Below are 17,868 nucleotides of genomic sequence, written 5' to 3' on the forward strand. Positions count from 1 at the left end.
AAAAGATTGAAACAATTGCTACTAAAATTTATGGCGCTGACGGTGTAGTCTTTACTGACAACGCTATGAAAGATATTGAGAAATTAGTTGAGCAAGGGTTTGATAATATGCCAATCTGTATGGCTAAGACTCAGTCATCTATCTCAGATGACCCAACTAAGAAAGGTAGACCAACAGGCTTTAAAGTTACAGTTAGAGAGATTAATGTATCTGCAGGAGCAGGCTTCCTAGTAGCCTTAACCGGTGCAGTTATGACAATGCCTGGTTTACCTAAAGTACCTTCTGCTGAAGAGATCGATGTTGATGCAGATGGTAACATTAGTGGCTTATTCTAAATAGAAAATGTAAATTATAAAAAGATCTGTAGTCTAGATATCTAGACTACAGATCTTTTGTAATTTTAGTCATTCAATAAAAGAAGGGATTTTCACTTCTGAAGTCTAATAGTACATAATAGACTAATAATATATAGCTTAAAATAGAATAGATAACTTCAATTTTGCCGCTCAGATCCTATTTGGACGGGGACGGGAAGAAGTTAAGTAAAGTTAGGCTATCTATGTCTAGCTATTTTCATTCATGCTTAAAAACCTTCTTAACCGTTTTGGTTAAGAAGGTTTTTTTATTTGTAGAGGAAAGGAGAGAATATTTTGAAAGAACAAAAAACCGTTGTAATTATTGGAGCAGGAAGTATTGGACAGAGTTTAGGGTACTTGCTAGCTAAGAATGGATATCAGATTTTGGGTTTTGTAAGTAGAAGTTTGAATTCGGCAAAGCAAGGAGTAAATTTAGCAGGAGGTGGAATTGCTACTACAGAGCATAAGAATTTCATCTTAAAAGCCGATCTGATTTTAATTACAACACCTGATCAGGCAATTCATGATATAGCAGATAATCTTTTTAAACAAGGATTAATAAGTGATAATACAACTTTAATTCATTGTAGTGGTGCTTTACTTTCTGATATTTTACTATCTGCTGATATAGAAGAAGGTAAATATGGTAGGCTAGCACTTCATCCGTTACAATCTGTTGCAGATGTCCAAAAAGGGATTAGTAATTTACCAAATGCCTTTTTTACTATTGAAGGAAATCAGATTGGACGTGAAATTGGTAAGGAAATTTTAAAAAAGTTAGGTGCCGAGTATGAAATAATTTCTAAGGAGGCTAAACCAATTTATCATGCTGCGGCTTGTGTGGCATCTAATTATTTAGTAGCCATTGCGGATTTAGCAATTAAAATGAATGAAAAAGCAGGTATTGATTCTTCAAAGGCAGCGAAGGGCTTATTAACATTAATGGAAGGTACCTTAAATAATATTCAAGACTTAGGGGCTACTCAAGCTCTAACAGGGCCAATATCTAGAGGTGATATAGAGGTAATTAAGAATCATTTAGATTCTTTAGAAGAATTATTACCAGAGAAAGTGAGATTATATCGAAGTTTAGGTAAACATACTACTGAAATTGCTCAAGATAAAGGAACTTTGACTGAAAAAGAATATACAGAATTAATTAATAAATTAAAGGTGGGGGAAAGATGAATAAAGAGAAGGTAACAACTAAAACTTTACAAGCTAAAAAAGTAGCAAAAGAAAAGATTACTATGCTAACCGCTTATGATTATCCAACAGCTAAAATGATAGATGAAGCAGGAATAGACGTGATTTTGGTTGGGGATTCTTTAGGCATGGTAGTTCTAGGTTATGATGACACATTAGCTGTAACTATAGGCGATATGATTCATCATACTAAAGCAGTCACTAGAGGAGCTACAGATACCTTAGTAGTCACAGATATGCCTTTTATGTCTTATAAGACTGGAAAAATTAATTTAACGGTACAAAATGCTGGTCGAATCATGAAAGAGAGTGGAGCACAAGCAGTAAAAATGGAAGGTGGAAGTGAGATAGTAGCAGAAGTAGAAGCAACTATTAATGCAGGCATACCAGTAATGGGACATTTAGGTTTAACTCCACAATCAGTTAATCAATTTGGAGGTTTTAAAGTTCAAGGAAAGACTGAAAAAGCAGCTCAAGAGTTATTAGAGGATGCTCGTGAATTAGAGGAAGCAGGGGTTTTTGCTTTAGTTTTAGAATGTATTCCAGCTAGATTGGCTAGCTTGGTTACTGAGGAATTAACTATACCTACTATTGGTATTGGGGCAGGAAAAGGTTGTGATGGTCAGGTCCTAGTAACTCAGGATATGCTAGGTATCTTTGGTGATTTTACTCCTAAGTTTGTCAGAAAGTATGCAAAATTGAACCAAAGAATAATTTCTGCTTTTAAAGATTATCAAAATGATGTTGAAGAAGGAAGTTTTCCTCGAAAAGAAGAGAGTTTTTAAATAGAAAATATTAATTATATAGACACTTTATATTAGGAGGGAGAATTATGGAAGTTTATCATACCATTGCTGAAATTAGAAATTTTGTTAGAGAGCAAAAAATTACAGGAAATTCTGTAGGCTTTGTACCAACCATGGGGTATCTTCATCAAGGTCATTTAACTTTAATGGAGGAAGCAAGAAAAGAGAATGATATAGTTGTAGTCAGTATTTTTGTGAATCCTACTCAATTTGGACCGGATGAAGATTATGGAGAGTATCCACGGGATTTATCTAGAGATGTAGAGTTGGCTACAGGAGTAGGAGTAGATGTAGTTTTCTCCCCTCAAACAGAAGAAATTTATCTGCCAAATTCAGCAACTACAGTAGAAGTAGAAGGTTTAACTAATCACTTATGTGGTGCTACTAGGGAGGGACACTTTACAGGGGTCTGTACTATTGTTAGTAAGTTATTCAATATTATAAATCCAGACCGTGCTTACTTTGGACAAAAAGATGCACAACAAGTTTTAGTGATAAAGAGAATGGTTAAGGATTTGAATTTTGATATAGATATAGTAACAGTACCGATTGTAAGAGAGAAGGATGGATTGGCAATCAGTTCTCGAAATAAATATTTAGGCCAGGATGAACGAGAAGCAGCATTAGTTTTATACCAAGCACTCCAAATAGCACAAAATTTAATTGGATCAGGAGAGAGAGATAGAGATATTATCAAGCAGCAATTAGTTGAGAGGATTGATAGAGAGCCATTAGCTGAGATTGATTATGTAGATATAGTAAATCAAAATAATCTAGAAGAAGCAGAAGAAATTAAAGGGGAAATCTTAATTGCTTTAGCAGTTTATATTGGTAAGACGCGTTTGATAGATAATCTAATGCTGGAGGTGGACAAATAATGATAAGGATAATGCATAAATCTAAGATTCATAGAGCAACAGTAACTGATGCTAACTTGGATTACGTAGGTAGTATTACTATTGATCAAAAATTATTGGAAGAAGCAGATATTTTACCTAATGAAAAAGTACAAGTGGTCAATAATAATAATGGAACAAGATTTGAAACATACGTGATTTCTGGAGAGAGAGGATCAGGAGATATCTGTCTTAATGGGGCAGCGGCTAGAAAAGCTCAACCTGGAGATACGGTTATTATAATTTCTTATGGATTAATAAATGAAACTGAAGCTAAAGAATTAGAACCAAAGGTTATCTTAGTAGATGAAGATAATAATATTCTACACCAGGAAGAATAATTGGTTTGTTAATACTGCTTCATATATAGTTGACAAATGATTAGTGGTTATATATAATTTAAATATAAATTCAAGGGAATGCAGGTGAAATATAGTGACCAAGACTTCTGAGCGTAAACAGCAGGTTCTACAAATTCTACATGATAATGAATCTGAATATATTTCAGGGCAGAAACTGAGTGATCAATTAAAAGTTTCTAGAACTACTATTTGGAAATATGTTAAATCATTAAGGGAGCAAGGGTATTTAATAGATTCTTCTTCTAAATTAGGCTATCGTTTAATTAAAGCTCCTGATATTCTTTCCCCTGAAGAGATAAAAAGAGACTTAGAGACAGATGTATTAGGTAGCGAAGTGATTTATTATGAGCAAGTGGAATCAACTAATAATTTGGCAGAAGTAAAAGCTAGAAAAGGGGCTATAGAAGGCACTATTATTATAGCTAAAGAACAAGTAGGTGGGAAAGGTAGGTTAGGTAGAGAGTATTTTTGTCCATCAGAAGGGGTATGGTTTTCAGTAATTTTAAGACCTGATTTAAAGCCGACTTTTGCTTCTCAATTAAATTTTGTAGCAGCGGTTGCCTTAGCTAGGACTATAGAGCAATTAACTAATTTACAGCCAGGGATCAAATGGCCTAATGATATTTTAATTAATCAACGAAAAGTTAGCGGTATTTTAACAGAGATGAATGCAGAAATAGATAGAGTGAATTATGTAATCTTAGGTTTAGGAATTAATTTGAATATAGAGAAAGCAGAATTTCCTGAGGAGTTAATAAGAAAAGCTACTTCTGTTAAAGAGGAGTTTGGCAAGGAAGTGTCAAAGTTAGACTTTTTCCTAAGTTTATTACACGAATTAGAAAAAGAGTATGTTAAACTACAGGAAGATGGCTTTGGAAGTGTCTTACAAGGATGGAGAGATTATAATATTACTTTAGGTAAAGAAGTAAAGGTAAATAATGTTAGGGAAGTTTTAAAAGGACAAGCCATAGATGTTGATGATGAGGGAGCTTTATTAATAAAGCTAGAGGATGGTACTGTAGAAAGGGTAATTGCCGGTGATGTAACTTTAAATACAGAATATAATTAAAATATTGATAATATAGGAGGGTGAAAATGGATTTAACAGTTAAAGAAATGATAGTAACAGCTTTATTTGCTGCTTTGACTGCTATAGGGGCATTGATAGCAATTCCTATTGGGGCAGTCCCTATAACTTTACAAATTCTCTTTACATTAACTGCTGGAGCGCTTTTAGGCCCGAAATTAGGTGGTCTAAGTCAGATCCTATATTTGCTGATTGGTGCAGTTGGGCTACCTGTTTATGCAGGGGGTGGAGCAGGATTTGCATATTTAGTAGGACCAACAGGTGGTTTTTTATTTTCTTTTCCAATTGCTGCTTACATTGTAGGAAGGTTATCAGAACAGATAGGTGAGTTAGAATTTAAAGGAATTATAATTTCTATGATTACTGGATTAATTTTAATTTATATTCTAGGTGTTGTAGGGTTAATGGTGGCTACTAATATGGGGATTAAAGGAGCAATTACAGCTGGGGTATTACCGTTTATTATTCCAGATTTAATTAAAATTTTGGCTGGGACTTATCTTACATTAAGACTTAAAAATATAAAATAATCAAATATAATTAATAGATAGTCAATATATCCTTATATAGGCTTGATGTATTTTAAAGATAAATTAAGCATTCATAGGAGGGTATATTGATTTTTTCTTTTTATATAAAAGCTTATATTGATTTTAAATATATATTTTGTTAAAATTAGCATAGTGTGAAAAAGAGGGGTTAAAGGAGAGGAAAAATGATTTTAGCTATTGATGTAGGAAATACTAATACTGTATTAGGGGTTTTTGATGATGATGAATTAATAGTTGATTGGCGAGTAGCAACTGAGAGGGATAAAACAGCGGATGAGTATGGTATGCTATTCTTTGATCTTTTTAATTATAATGATATAGATGCTGATAAGATTGATAAGATAATCATTTCATGTGTAGTGCCTCCAGTTGTAAATGCATTAGAAGAAGTAGCTATTAAATATTTTGGATTAAAACCTTTAATTATAGGTCCAGGTGTTAAGACTGGAATTAATATTGAGATGGATAATCCAAAAGAAGTAGGGGCAGATAGAATAGTAAACGCTATAGCTGCTTATAAACTATATGGAGGACCGGTTATTGTAGTTGATTTTGGAACAGCAACTACTTTTTGTTTGATTTCAAAAGATGGAGATTATTTAGGAGGAGTTATTGCTCCAGGTATTAATATTTCTATGGAAGCATTATTTAATTATGCTGATAAGCTACCTAAAGTAGAGTTGAATAAGTCTAGAAATATTATAGGGAAGAATACTATAGATAGTTTAAAGTCAGGTATTATTTATGGAGCAATTGGACAAGTTGATGGAGTAGTCAGACGAATTAAAGGTGAAGTTGGTCAAGAAACTGAAGTGATAGCCACTGGTGGATTAGCTGAATTAGTTAGTGCTGATTCAGAAGAGATAGACCGAATTAATCCATTATTAACCTTACATGGATTAAGAATGGTGGTAGATTTAAATAGTTAGTTTGGAGGTAGTTTTAATGAAAATAGGAAAGGTTCAATTAGATAATCCAGTAATTTTAGCACCTATGGCAGGTGTAACTGATCTTCCATATCGAAGGATAGTTAAGGATATGGGATGTGGTTTAGTCTGTACAGAGATGGTAAGTGCTAAAGGATTAGTGTATAGGACTCCTCGAACTGAACAATTATTAACTATGAGTCCAGATGAAAAACCGGTGTCATTACAAATTTTTGGGACTGAACCTAAAGTAATGGCTGAAGCCATAGGAATAATAGAAGAATACAATCCTGACATTATAGATTTAAATTTAGGTTGTCCAGCACGTAAGATAGTTAAGAATGGTGCAGGTTCAGCTTTGATGAAAAAGCCTAAATTAGTAGCTGAAATAGTAGAAGAGTTAGTTAAAGCAACTGATATACCTATTACAGTTAAAATGAGAACGGGTTGGGATGAAGATCACATTAATGCAATGGAAATTTCACAGCTTGCAGAAAGCAAAGGAGCGGTTGCAGTAGCAGTTCATGGCAGGACTAGAGAACAGTTTTATAGTGGAGAAGCTGATTGGAGTATTATAAGAAAAGTTAAAGAAAAGGTTGACATACCTGTGATTGGTAATGGGGATATTTTCAGTCCAGAAGATGCTAAAGATATGTTAGATGAAACAGGTTGTGATGGGATTATGATTGGAAGAGGAGCTCAGGGCAATCCGTGGATTTTCAAACAAGTAGTTCATTATTTAGAAAATGATGAATTATTACCTTTGCCTACTCCTCAAGAAAAAATTAGGATGGCAATTAGACATTTAAAGGATTTAGTTGATTATAAAGGAGAATATACCGGGGTTAGAGAAATGAGAAAGCATATTGCTTGGTATATAAAAGGATTGCATAGTTGTACAGAGGTTAAGAGGCAGACTAATCATGCTGAAACTGTAATTGAAATGGAAGAAATACTTAATGATTATATTAAAAAATTAATAAATTAATCATAAAAAGGTCTAATGCAGAGTGCTCTGCATTAGACCTTTTTGTTTTTTGCTTACATAAATAAACTTTATCTGCATATATTAAATAGAGAATTCATAATAGTTAGTTAAAAGTATAATTAGAGGTGTTGCTTATGAAACGAATAGTTAGTGTTAGTTTAGGCTCATCTAGAAGAGACCACTCTGTAAAAACAGAGATTTTAAATGAAGAAGTTTTATTAGAACGGGTAGGAACAGATGGTGATTTTAAGAAGGCTAAAAGTCTATTTGCAGAGTTGGATGGACAAGTTGATGCATTAGGAGTAGGTGGAATAGATTTACATATTTATTCTCAGAATAAAAAGTATAGTTTAAGGGATGCTAAAAGATTAGTGTCTGGGGTTAAAGAAACTCCATTAGCAGATGGTAGTGGTTTAAAGATGACTTTAGAGAAAAAAGTTATCCTTGATTTAGAGGAAAATAATAATTTCAATTTAAAAGGGAAAAATGTTCTACTAGTTAGTGCAGCAGATAGATTTGGAATGGCTCTAGCGTTCGAAGAGCTAGGTTGCAATGTTCATTATGGAGATTTAATTTTTGGGTTGGGATTACCTTTTCCTATAAAGTCTCTGAAACTTATAGATCGTGCTATTAGGTTATTAGGTCCAGTAGTCTGTCAAATGCCATTTAAAATTCTCTATCCAACCGGTTCTAAACAAGAGACTAGTGGTAGTCAAAAATATAAGCATTATTATGAATGGGCTGATGTAATTGCTGGAGATTTTCATTTAATTAAAAAGTATTTACCAAAAAGAATAAATAACAAGGTTATAATAACAAATACAGTAACAGATGCAGATGTAGAGTTATTGAAAAGGCGAGGTTTAGGGTTTTTAGTTACTACTACGCCTGAATTAAATGGAAGATCATTTGGAACGAACTTATTAGAAGCAGCACTCATTACATTTATTGATAAGCCCAAAGAGGAAATTGAGGTTGATGATTATTTAAGTTTACTTAATAAGGTAGAATTTAATCCACGCATTGAAGTATTAAATAAAAAGGAGATATGTTAAGGAGGAAACCTAATATGGAAAGGTTTGGTTTTATTATACATCCTTTAGATTTAAGTGATTTAGCTCGTAAATTTCCTTTTAGTAATCGAATTCCAGATTCAGTTTTAGAAAAGATTGTTAGGTATTTACCTCAAGTTAAAGCTTCGCATATAACAGGTTTAATGTCTAGCCTAGGAAGTGAAGCAGAAGGCTGGTTAGTAGGTTGCACCTTAACTTCAAAGCAGATGATGACATTACCTACTGAAGTAGTATTAAAACAGATTATTGATGCGTGTAAGAAAGCAGAGAATTTAGGTGCTAAAATCATAGGATTAGGAGCTTATACTTCAATAGTAGGAGACGGCGGAATTACAATTGCTAAGCACCTAGATATTCCAATAACTACTGGGAATAGTTATACAGTAGCAACAGCCATTGAGGCTGTAAAGTTGGCTGCTGATAAATTAGGTTTAAGTATTAAAGATAGTAACTTAGCAATCATAGGTGCCACCGGTTCTATTGGTAAAGCTTGTACTAAAATGTTAGCTCCTGAAGCTGAAAATTTAACTTTAGTAGCTAGGAATGAGCTTAAATTGAAGGAATTTGCTACAGATTTACAGAAAAAGAATTATACAAAAGAGCTAAAATGGTCTACAGATATTAATAACTCATTATTAGAAGCAGATATTATTGTTACAGTTTCTAGTGCAGTAGACAGCATAATAGATGTTGGAAATTTAAAGCCAGGTTCTATAGTCTGTGATGTTGCCCGACCGCGAGATGTAGCTAAACAAGTAAGCGGTGTTCGAGATGATATATTAGTAATTGAAGGAGGACTAGTTGAAGTGCCAGGTTCATTGGAGCTAAATTTCAATCTTGGGTTGCCAGATCAAACTGTTTATGCTTGTATGGCTGAGACGATGATTTTAGCTTTAGAGGGTAAATATGAAAATTATACTATTGGTAAAGAAGTTTCATTAGAAAAGGTAAAAGAGATTCAGTGTTTAGCTAAAAAACATGGGTTTAAGTTAGCTGGATTACGTTATTTAGAGAAAGAAGTTAGTGAAAAAAGGTTTAGAGAAGTTAAAAAAGCTGTTTTCTCAACATAATAGTTGACTTGACAAATTGTAGAAATTAACTTATAATACTTTATTAATAATTGACATAATTATAAGTGTCAAGAGAATAGTTCTTGACACTATTTTGTATTTTTGACATAATTAATTATAGTCATCTCATAAGAAGTAAAAACCTATTAAAATTTCAGAGAAAGGGAGTCGAAGTTCATGGCTGAGAAAGTTATTCTAACCAAAGAAGGTTTAAAGAACTTAGAAGAAGAATTATCATATTTAAGAGGGACTAAGAGAAGAGAAGTCGCTAAGAGGATTAAACAGGCTTTATAATTTGGAGATATTAGTGAGAATTCAGAATATGATGATGCTAAGAATGAACAAGCATTTGTAGAAGGTCGAATTAAAGAAATTGAAAGAATGTTAAAGGATGCAGAGGTAATTAATGAAGAAGATGTTCAGACTACAGAGGTCAATGTAGGAACTACTGTTAGAATTCAGGATTTAGAAACTGATGAAGAATTTAGTTATAAAATAGTAGGGACTACTGAAGCAGACCCATTAAATAATAAAATTTCTAATGCTTCCCCAGTTGGTAAAGCTTTAATAGGTAATAAAGTAGGAGATGAAGTAGAGATTGAAGCACCAGCAGGAAAGATTAGTTACAAAGTTTTAGCTATTAAAAAATAATTATTCATATTACATAAGCAGCAAATAAGGTGTAAATTTGGAGGTAGATATTCAATGGTTGAAGAAGAACAGGACTTAAATGAATTGATGTTGGAAAGAAGAAGAAAATTAGATGAACTTGAAGAGAAAGGGATTCCAGCCTATAGTGATAAATATGAAAGAAGTCATACTATAGATAAAGTATTGAATGGTTATGAAGAATTAGGTGAAGAAATAACTATTAAATTAGCTGGTAGATTAATGGCAGTTAGAGAACATGGCAAGGCTAGTTTTGCTGACCTATCTGATATGTCTGGGGAGATTCAGTTATATGCTAAGCAGAATGAAATAGGAGAAGACTTATATGAATTATTTCTTTCTTTAGATATAGGAGATCATATAGGTATTGAAGGAACTTTATTTAAGACAGGGCGTGGAGAAACCACTTTGCGGATCAATGATTTTAGATTATTATCAAAATCTTTACGACCTTTACCAGAAAAGTGGCATGGATTGAATGATGTTGAATTAAGATATAGACAAAGGTATGTTGATTTAATAGTTAACTCAAATGTAAGAGAAACATTCATTTTGAGAAGTAAGATTATTCATAGCATGAGAGAGTATTTAGATGAAAGAGATTTTTTAGAAGTAGAAACTCCTTTGATGCATACGATAGCCGGAGGAGCATCAGCTAGGCCATTTGTTACTCACCACAATGCTTTAAATATGGATCTTTATTTAAGAATAGCACCAGAATTATATTTAAAGAGGTTAATTGTTGGAGGTTTTGAGAGAGTATATGAAATTGGTAAGAACTTAAGGAATGAAGGAATCTCTACTAAGCATAATCCAGAATTTACTTCTATGGAATTATACCAGGCTTATGCTAACTATGAAGATATGATGGATATTACTGAGGATTTAATTATTAGTATTACAGAAGAGGTATTAGATACATTACAGATTGAGTATGTAGACGAAGAAATAGATTTAAGTCGTTCGTGGACAAGAATGACTATGATTGATTCGATTAAAAAATATGGAGATGTTGATTTTTCAGAAGTAAATGATTTAACAATTGCTAAAAAAATAGCGGATGACCATGGTGTTGAATATGGAGATGAGACTTCAGTTGGTGAAATTATTAATGAGTTTTTTGAAAAGTTTGTTGAAGATAAGTTGATTCAACCAACTTTCATCACGGAATATCCAACAGAAGTATCTCCGTTAGCTAAACGTAAACCGGATGATTCAAACTTTACTGAACGATTTGAGTTATTCATAGCTGGCAACGAATTAGCCAATGCTTTCTCTGAGTTAAATGACCCAATTGATCAAAGAGAGAGATTTGAAGACCAGATGGAACAACGTGAAGCTGGTGATGATGAAGCTCATATGATGGATGAGGACTTCATTAGGGCGTTAGAATATGGAATGCCTCCAGCCGGTGGGTTAGGAATTGGAATTGATAGACTGATTATGTTATTAACGGATTCTAGTTCAATTAGAGATGTAATCTTATTCCCACATATGAGGCCGGAAAAACAGTAAGTTAGTTATTTAGGTCACATTTAAATGTGACCTAAATTTTTCTTGGTAACCCCTCTAGCTGTGGGAAGTATAAAGGAGGTGGAAGAATGACAGAGGAAAAGTTGAAGAAAGATTTAATTAATCGTCTTAAAACTTTAAAAGGACATATTGGCGGTATTGAGAAGATGATTGAGGAAGATAAAGATTGCATAGATATTTTAATACAAATATCAGCTATTAAGTCTTCTATTGATAAAGTTGGTTTAGCAATCATTGAAGATCATGCCCATGAATGTGTTATTTCTTCTATTGATGAAGGAGAAGGAATAGAGACTGCTGTAAAAGATGCAATAGAAACAGTATTAAAATTTGCTAAATAAATCTATATTTACAATAACTTACTTATGAACTCCTTAGCTAACTTATGTTATACTTGATTTAAAGGACTTTAGCTAAGGAGGATAGTAATGAAACAGAAAATAATAATCATAATAGCATTACTAATTTTTAGCTTTAATTTGGGTGCTATTGCTAGTGAGTTTAATAACAATCAACCTTTAAATACCTCAAATATACTTAAAAAGAAAGCACCAATTAAAGGTGTTTATTTAACTGGTTGGGTAGCAGGTTCTAATAAAAGGGTTAATGAGTTATTAACTTTAATTAATAATACTGAGTTAAATGCCGTTGTAATTGATATAAAGGATGTTAATGGTAATCTGAGTTATAATTCAAAGGTAGATCTAGCTAAACAGATTGATGCTAATATATCTAAAATTAAAAATATAGAAGAATTATTAGAAACATTTAATGATAATGGTATCTATACAATAGCTAGAATTCCTGTTTTTAAAGATAGAAGGTTAGCTAAGGAGAAAAAATATGCTTTAAAGTTTTATGATAAAAATGAGGATAGATATAAGATTTTGTCTAGTATAAAATGGGTTAATCCATATTCTAAAAAGGTATGGGATTATAACCTTGATTTAGCTATAGAAGCTGTGAATAAAGGGTTTGATGAAATTCAGTTTGATTATATTAGATTCCCTTCGTTTGTAAACTTGTCTAGATATGACTTGGCAGTAGCGCCTGCAAATTCAAAAATAGATATAATTACTCAGTTTGTAGGTTATGCAAAAGAAAGATTAAACCAATATGGGACGCCAATCTCCATAGATGTATTTGGATTGACTACCTCTATTAACGATTTGGGTATTGGACAGAATTTTGATTTATTATCAAAAAGAGTTGATTATATTTCTCCTATGGTATATCCTTCTCATTATGGAGCAGGAGTTTATGGTTTAAGGTCACCAGAGGAAGATCCATATAATACTATTTTAAAGAGTATGCAACATGCTAAGAATAGATTAAATGGTAAAACAGATAAATTGCGTCCATGGCTTCAAGACTTCTCATTAAGACATAGATATGGTGTTAAAGAGATTAAAGAACAAATTCAAGCTGCGAATAAAATAGGATTGGATAGTTGGTTGTTATGGAATCCAAGATCTCGTTATACTTGGCAAGCTTTTCTTGATAATAATATGATAATAAATGAGGGAAATAGCTAATAATAAACATACAATAGGCTTATGAAGGTGATAAAATGTTAGAATTAACAGAAGAAAGAGTTATGCCTAGAAAAATGAATCCTAAAAATGGTTTATTAATAGAACATAAAGCACGATATAGATTTGCAAGTGAATATTGTTATGGAAGATTATTGGATATTGCTTGTGGTGTTGGTTATGGTTCGGAAATGCTCTTAGCTTTAGGAGAAGGTATTACAGAGATAATTGGGATTGACAGTCAACCTGAGGTGATTGGTTATGCTAAAAAGTATTATAAACATCCTCCTATAACTTTTAAAGTTGGAGATGCTAGTAATGAAGAATTATTTAGACGAATTGGTAAATTTGACACAATAGTTAGCATGGAGACTGTGGAACATATTAAAGATGATTATGGATTCATAGATAATTTAAATAAGGCATTAAAATCTAATGGTACATTAGTTATTTCTACTCCTTTTGGGAGTGGAAGGGATGAGTCTTGTGCTAATCCTTATCACTATCGACAGTATAGAGAAGAAGAATTCAAGGAATTATTATCTGTGTTTTCAGAAGTAGAGCTTTATTGTCAACTTAATGAGGAAATAGAAATACCCAAGCCGGATAAAAAATATTACTTAATGGTAGCTGTCTGTCATAAATAAATAAGTTTAAGCTATTAAACGCAAACAGATAAATCTGTTTGCGTTTTTTATATGAATATTATCCAAAATAATGGGTAATTTATTATTACTAGTGGAAGATAGAGGAGATGATAAGAGTGCATTCTGTAGTCTGTGTAAAACAGGTGCCAGACACATCAGAGGTAAGTATTGATCCGGAAACTAATACTATTATTCGAGAAGGAGTACCATCTATTATTAATCCTTATGATTTACATGGTGTTGAAGCTGCTTTGCAATTAAAAGATAAATATGGAGGTAAAGTAACTATTTTGACTATGGGACCGCCACAAGCAGAGACAGCAATTAAAAGAGCTCTTTCTTTTGGAGCAGATAAAGGGATTCTATTAAGTGATAGGGCATTTGCAGGTTCAGACACTTTAGCAACCAGTTATATTATAGCTCAAGCCATTAAAAAGATCATAGAAGAAGAAGGAGTAGATTTAATCTTTTGTGGTAAACAGGCTATTGATGGAGATACTGCCCAAGTTGGACCAGGAATAGCTAAACGATTAGATTTAAACCAATTAACATATGTTATAGAGTTAGATGATGTTAATTTGGATAAAGAAGAATTAAGGATAAGTCGCAAATTAGAAAGCGGCAAAGAGGTTGTTAAGGCACAGATGCCAGCTTTATTAACGGTAGTTAAGGATTTAAATGAAATTAGATATGCTAGTTTACCTGACATGATTAAAGGAGCTAAAGCAGAAATAGAAATGTGGGGCAAGAGTGATATTAAATTAGATGAGAGTAAAATAGGATTGAGCGGTTCACCAACCCAGGTAGGTAGGATTTTTCCACCACCTCAGCGTGAAGGTGGAGAAATGATTTCTGAAGATGGGGAAGAACCAACAGAATCTGCTAAAATTTTAGTTGAAAAATTAGTAGGAATAGAAGTAATACCTAATAAGTAAGGAAGGGAGGTAGATTATGAGTGATAATGTAGTAGAGATATTTGAGGATAAATGTATAGAGTGTGGATTATGTGTGCAGGCGTGTCCAGCTGATGCTTTAGATTTAGAAGGTGGCCCTGTACAAGTAGATGCAGATAAGTGTGCTGCAAACGGTGAATGCGTAGAGGTCTGTCCTACTGAAGCGTTAGCTTTAGACACTGAAGAAGATGTTGATGATAAAACTAAAGAAACTAAAGAAAAAGAAGAGTTACCGCCAGAATTACAGCAATATAAAGGGGTTTGGGTTTTTATTGAACAGGTTCAAAATGAAGTAGCGCCTGTATCATGGGAGCTATTAGGTGAAGGTAAAAAGATAGCTAATGATTTAGATATAGAATTATCAGGGATAGTATTAGGCTTTGATGCTCATGATATAGCACATGAAGCTATAAGTTATGGAGCAGAGAAGGTATATTTAATTGATGATCCAGTAGTTAAAAATTATAGGACTCGACCATATACAGAAGCACTAGTTAAATTAGTCAATAAATATAAGCCGGAAATCATTCTGTTAGGAGCTACTACTTTAGGTCGAGATTTAGCTGGAGCAGTAGCTACAGAATTAGAGACAGGTTTAACTGCAGATTGTACAATATTAGAAGTGGATCATGCCACTCGACATTTACAACAGACAAGACCGGCATTTGGTGGTAATATTATGGCTACTATTTTATGTAAGAAGCATCGGCCTCAGATGGCTACAGTGCGACCTAGAGTAATGGAAATGCCTAAGCAAGATAGGAGTAAATCAGGAGAAGTAATAGAAGAAGAAGTACACTTTGATGAAAACAATATTAAAACTGAGGTTTTAAAAATAATAGAAGAAACTAAAAAAGCTATTTATTTAGATAAAGCAGATATTATTGTAGCTGGGGGAAGAGGAGTAGGAGATAAAGAAGGCTTTGAATTAATTAAAGAGTTAGCAGATGTGTTAGGAGGAACAGTAGGTGCTTCTAGAGCAGCAGTAGATGCTGGTTGGATTCCAGTAGAACACCAAGTAGGACAGACTGGTACAACAGTGAGGCCGAAGTTATATATTGCAGCAGGGATTTCAGGAGCTATTCAACACTTGGTTGGAATGGAGCGTTCAGATACAATTGTAGCTATAAATAATGATTCAGATGCTTCAATTTTTGATGTTGCTACTTATGGGATTAAAGGTGATCTTTTTGAAGTGCTACCACCATTAATAGAAGAATTTAAAAAAGAGCTAGCTGTTAATAGTTAAGTTTTAAAATTCATGTCATTCTTATTAGATATAAAGATTTTTGGTCTTAGATAGGATAAGTGTTAGTATGGTATTTATAAGGAGGGTGTAGGAATGGTTGAAGAAAAATTTGATGCGATAGTCGTAGGTGCTGGTCCATCAGGATTAGCAGCAGGATATACTATGGCCAAAGCGGGAATGAATGTTATAATCTTTGAACGTGGTGATTATCCAGGTAGCAAGAATGTAATGGGAGGAGTATTATACCGGGATGCGACTGAAGAATTAATACCAGATTTTTGGGAAGAAGCTCCAGTAGAAAGGTACATAGTTGAACAGAATATTTGGGTCTTAGATGATGATTCAGTTGTTACTATGGGATATCAAGATGATAAATTTGCAGAAGAACCTTATAATAATTTTACTGTTTTACGTGCTAAAATTGATCGTTGGCTTGCCAATAAAGTAGAAGAGGCAGGGGCATTATTAATTACTGAAACAGTCGTAGAAGACTTACTTTATGATGAAGATAAAGTAGTAGGGGTTCAAACTGGTCGAAAAGATGGTGAAGTAAAAGCTGATGTAGTTATTTTAGCAGAAGGAGTTAATTCATTAATAGGAGAACAAGCTGATTTACATCCAAAGATTCCTCCAGAACATTTAGCAGTAGCTGTCAAAGAGATTATTGCTTTACCAAAAGAAACAATAGAGGCTAGGTTTAATCTTAATGGAGATGAAGGAAAGACAATAGAGTTAGTAGGTAAAGCAACAGAAGGAATGATGGGGACTGCTTTTATTTATACTAATAAAAAATCATTATCTATAGGAGTAGGTGCTATTTTATCAGATATGGTAGATGCTGAAATGAATCCTAATGATTTATTAGAAGAATTAAAGAGTCATCCAGCTGTGCAGAGGTTAATAAAAGGAGGAGAAACGAAGGAATATCTAGCACATCTAATTCCTGAAGGAGGTTATCATGGTTTACCGGAATTGTATCGTGACGGCTTGCTGGTAGTTGGAGATGCAGCCATGTTAGTTAATGGTTTTCATCGAGAAGGTTCTAATTTAGCTATGTTATCAGGAAAGTTTGCAGGAGAAACAGCAGTTGATGCAAAAGAAGCGGGGGATTTTTCAGCTAATAAATTATCATTATATAAAGATAAATTAGATGATAGTTTCATTATGAAGGATTTATATAAATATAAAGATGCTTCAACCTTCCTTGCTACTAATCCGCATTTTTTAAGTTTATATCCTAAACTAGTTAATGAATCATTACATGAAATAATGGTGGTTGATGGTAAGCCAAAACAAGAAAAACAACGGAAGATAATTAAGAAAGTAAAAGATAAGAGATCATACTTTGGACTTGCTAAAGATATGTTTAATCTATGGAGGGTAATGAGATGAGGAAGAATAATGATGATAATCAAGATACTACTAATACGAATAAAAGTAAAGTTAAGAGGATGTCATTAGAAGATAAGTTATATTTAGATAGATTTAAACCAGATAGTGAGAGCCATTTAACAGTGATTAATCGTGATTTTTGTATTAATGAATGTGATGAAAAACCCTGTACCTTTATTTGTCCAGCAAGAGTATATGAATGGGATGAAGAAGAAGAAATAATTAAGGTGGCATATGAAGGATGTGTAGAGTGTGGTACATGCAGGTATGGATGCCCTGATAATATAAACTGGAGCAATCCACGAGGAGGATATGGTATTGCTTATAAATTTGGATAAATAAACAGAGGACAATTTTTTTAGAAAAACCGTGCATTTAACCTTGCAATTCTCATTTTTAAAAATGTTTTAGTTTTTTCTTGACATAAGATAGGGAGTTTGTTACACTATTAATTGTCGCTTGAGAAAAACGACAAATTTTGAGTTATTATTTGAAATTATGACTTGACATAATTTGTTTGAGATGTTAAGATAGTAATTGTCGCTTGAAAAAAGCAACCGCAAAAGATTGAT

Annotated in this window: 19 protein-coding genes and 1 pseudogene; all 20 read left to right on the plus strand. The window is 33.0% G+C overall.

Features of this window, described 5'->3' with window-relative positions:
• Positions 1-335, plus strand: a 335-nt coding sequence (locus B5D41_RS13095; RefSeq protein ID WP_143555727.1) for a formate--tetrahydrofolate ligase, incomplete at its 5' end; no start/stop codon positions are given.
• Between the two features lie 315 nt (positions 336-650).
• Positions 651-1,544 (plus strand): Rossmann-like and DUF2520 domain-containing protein, encoded by an 894-nt coding sequence (locus tag B5D41_RS13100; protein WP_078811085.1) that lies wholly within the window; start codon positions 651-653, stop codon positions 1,542-1,544.
• Positions 1,541-2,347 carry a 3-methyl-2-oxobutanoate hydroxymethyltransferase gene (panB, locus tag B5D41_RS13105; protein WP_078811086.1) on the plus strand — a complete coding sequence of 269 codons (807 nt, stop codon included), beginning with the start codon at positions 1,541-1,543 and terminating at the stop codon, positions 2,345-2,347. Before B5D41_RS13100 ends, panB begins: the two co-directional genes overlap by 4 nt.
• 47 nt (positions 2,348-2,394) lie before the next feature.
• Complete coding sequence (gene panC / locus B5D41_RS13110; RefSeq protein WP_078811087.1) at positions 2,395-3,246, plus strand: pantoate--beta-alanine ligase; 852 nt, start codon at positions 2,395-2,397, stop codon at positions 3,244-3,246.
• On the plus strand, positions 3,246-3,605 hold the full coding sequence (gene panD / locus B5D41_RS13115; RefSeq protein WP_078811088.1) for an aspartate 1-decarboxylase: 360 nt from the start codon (positions 3,246-3,248) through the stop codon (positions 3,603-3,605). Before panC ends, panD begins: the two co-directional genes overlap by 1 nt.
• 94 nt (positions 3,606-3,699) lie before the next feature.
• Positions 3,700-4,695 carry a biotin--[acetyl-CoA-carboxylase] ligase gene (locus B5D41_RS13120; RefSeq protein WP_078811089.1) on the plus strand — a complete coding sequence of 332 codons (996 nt, stop codon included), beginning with the start codon at positions 3,700-3,702 and terminating at the stop codon, positions 4,693-4,695.
• A 26-nt stretch (positions 4,696-4,721) separates the two neighbouring features.
• Entirely contained in the window at positions 4,722-5,243 is a 522-nt protein-coding gene (locus tag B5D41_RS13125; protein ID WP_078811090.1) for a biotin transporter BioY, read from the plus strand.
• A 185-nt stretch (positions 5,244-5,428) separates the two neighbouring features.
• Positions 5,429-6,193 carry a type III pantothenate kinase gene (locus tag B5D41_RS13130; protein ID WP_078811091.1) on the plus strand — a complete coding sequence of 255 codons (765 nt, stop codon included), beginning with the start codon at positions 5,429-5,431 and terminating at the stop codon, positions 6,191-6,193.
• A 16-nt stretch (positions 6,194-6,209) separates the two neighbouring features.
• Positions 6,210-7,178: a tRNA dihydrouridine synthase DusB gene (gene dusB / locus B5D41_RS13135; protein ID WP_078811092.1), complete on the plus strand. Its 969-nt coding sequence runs from the start codon at positions 6,210-6,212 to the stop codon at positions 7,176-7,178.
• 134 nt (positions 7,179-7,312) lie between these two features.
• Positions 7,313-8,233: a quinate 5-dehydrogenase gene (locus tag B5D41_RS13140; protein WP_078811093.1), complete on the plus strand. Its 921-nt coding sequence runs from the start codon at positions 7,313-7,315 to the stop codon at positions 8,231-8,233.
• Between the two features lie 14 nt (positions 8,234-8,247).
• Entirely contained in the window at positions 8,248-9,321 is a 1,074-nt protein-coding gene (locus B5D41_RS13145) for a polysaccharide biosynthesis protein (RefSeq protein WP_078811094.1), read from the plus strand.
• A gap of 177 nt (positions 9,322-9,498) precedes the next feature.
• Positions 9,499-9,972: pseudogene (gene greA, locus B5D41_RS13150) on the plus strand (transcription elongation factor GreA).
• Between the two features lie 54 nt (positions 9,973-10,026).
• Complete coding sequence (gene lysS, locus B5D41_RS13155) at positions 10,027-11,505, plus strand: lysine--tRNA ligase (RefSeq protein WP_078811095.1); 1,479 nt, start codon at positions 10,027-10,029, stop codon at positions 11,503-11,505.
• Positions 11,506-11,591: 86 nt separating this feature from the next.
• A complete protein-coding gene (locus B5D41_RS13160) occupies positions 11,592-11,864 on the plus strand; it encodes a metal-sensitive transcriptional regulator (RefSeq protein WP_078811096.1) in 273 nt (90 codons plus the stop codon).
• 87 nt (positions 11,865-11,951) lie between these two features.
• Positions 11,952-13,058: a putative glycoside hydrolase gene (locus tag B5D41_RS13165; RefSeq protein ID WP_078811097.1), complete on the plus strand. Its 1,107-nt coding sequence runs from the start codon at positions 11,952-11,954 to the stop codon at positions 13,056-13,058.
• 35 nt (positions 13,059-13,093) lie between these two features.
• Positions 13,094-13,702, plus strand: a complete 609-nt coding sequence (locus B5D41_RS13170) for a class I SAM-dependent methyltransferase (RefSeq protein ID WP_078811098.1) — start codon at positions 13,094-13,096, stop codon at positions 13,700-13,702.
• A 116-nt stretch (positions 13,703-13,818) separates the two neighbouring features.
• Positions 13,819-14,637, plus strand: a complete 819-nt coding sequence (locus tag B5D41_RS13175; protein ID WP_078811099.1) for an electron transfer flavoprotein subunit beta/FixA family protein — start codon at positions 13,819-13,821, stop codon at positions 14,635-14,637.
• 16 nt (positions 14,638-14,653) lie between these two features.
• On the plus strand, positions 14,654-15,904 hold the full coding sequence (locus B5D41_RS13180) for an electron transfer flavoprotein subunit alpha (protein WP_078811100.1): 1,251 nt from the start codon (positions 14,654-14,656) through the stop codon (positions 15,902-15,904).
• Between the two features lie 93 nt (positions 15,905-15,997).
• The gene (locus B5D41_RS13185; RefSeq protein ID WP_078811101.1) at positions 15,998-17,296 is read left to right on the plus strand and encodes an FAD-dependent oxidoreductase; all 1,299 of its coding nucleotides are present in this window, start codon (positions 15,998-16,000) and stop codon (positions 17,294-17,296) included.
• Positions 17,293-17,634: a ferredoxin family protein gene (locus B5D41_RS13190; protein ID WP_234983963.1), complete on the plus strand. Its 342-nt coding sequence runs from the start codon at positions 17,293-17,295 to the stop codon at positions 17,632-17,634. Before B5D41_RS13185 ends, B5D41_RS13190 begins: the two co-directional genes overlap by 4 nt.
• Positions 17,635-17,868 lie beyond the last annotated feature (234 nt).

Origin of the sequence: Selenihalanaerobacter shriftii, from assembly GCF_900167185.1 — a bacterium.
Taxonomy (GTDB): Bacteria; Bacillota; Halanaerobiia; order Halobacteroidales; family Acetohalobiaceae; genus Selenihalanaerobacter; species Selenihalanaerobacter shriftii.

Coding starts and splice junctions, on each gene's coding strand:
- B5D41_RS13145 (WP_078811094.1), top strand. CDS start 8,248: ATGGAAAGGTTTGGTTTTATTATACATCCTTTAGATTTAAGTGATTTA.
- dusB (WP_078811092.1), top strand. CDS start 6,210: ATGAAAATAGGAAAGGTTCAATTAGATAATCCAGTAATTTTAGCACCT.
- B5D41_RS13165 (WP_078811097.1), top strand. CDS start 11,952: ATGAAACAGAAAATAATAATCATAATAGCATTACTAATTTTTAGCTTT.
- B5D41_RS13170 (WP_078811098.1), top strand. CDS start 13,094: ATGTTAGAATTAACAGAAGAAAGAGTTATGCCTAGAAAAATGAATCCT.
- B5D41_RS13140 (WP_078811093.1), top strand. CDS start 7,313: ATGAAACGAATAGTTAGTGTTAGTTTAGGCTCATCTAGAAGAGACCAC.
- B5D41_RS13125 (WP_078811090.1), top strand. CDS start 4,722: ATGGATTTAACAGTTAAAGAAATGATAGTAACAGCTTTATTTGCTGCT.
- B5D41_RS13180 (WP_078811100.1), top strand. CDS start 14,654: ATGAGTGATAATGTAGTAGAGATATTTGAGGATAAATGTATAGAGTGT.
- B5D41_RS13185 (WP_078811101.1), top strand. CDS start 15,998: ATGGTTGAAGAAAAATTTGATGCGATAGTCGTAGGTGCTGGTCCATCA.
- panC (WP_078811087.1), top strand. CDS start 2,395: ATGGAAGTTTATCATACCATTGCTGAAATTAGAAATTTTGTTAGAGAG.
- panD (WP_078811088.1), top strand. CDS start 3,246: ATGATAAGGATAATGCATAAATCTAAGATTCATAGAGCAACAGTAACT.
- panB (WP_078811086.1), top strand. CDS start 1,541: ATGAATAAAGAGAAGGTAACAACTAAAACTTTACAAGCTAAAAAAGTA.
- B5D41_RS13130 (WP_078811091.1), top strand. CDS start 5,429: ATGATTTTAGCTATTGATGTAGGAAATACTAATACTGTATTAGGGGTT.
- B5D41_RS13160 (WP_078811096.1), top strand. CDS start 11,592: ATGACAGAGGAAAAGTTGAAGAAAGATTTAATTAATCGTCTTAAAACT.
- lysS (WP_078811095.1), top strand. CDS start 10,027: ATGGTTGAAGAAGAACAGGACTTAAATGAATTGATGTTGGAAAGAAGA.
- B5D41_RS13190 (WP_234983963.1), top strand. CDS start 17,293: ATGAGGAAGAATAATGATGATAATCAAGATACTACTAATACGAATAAA.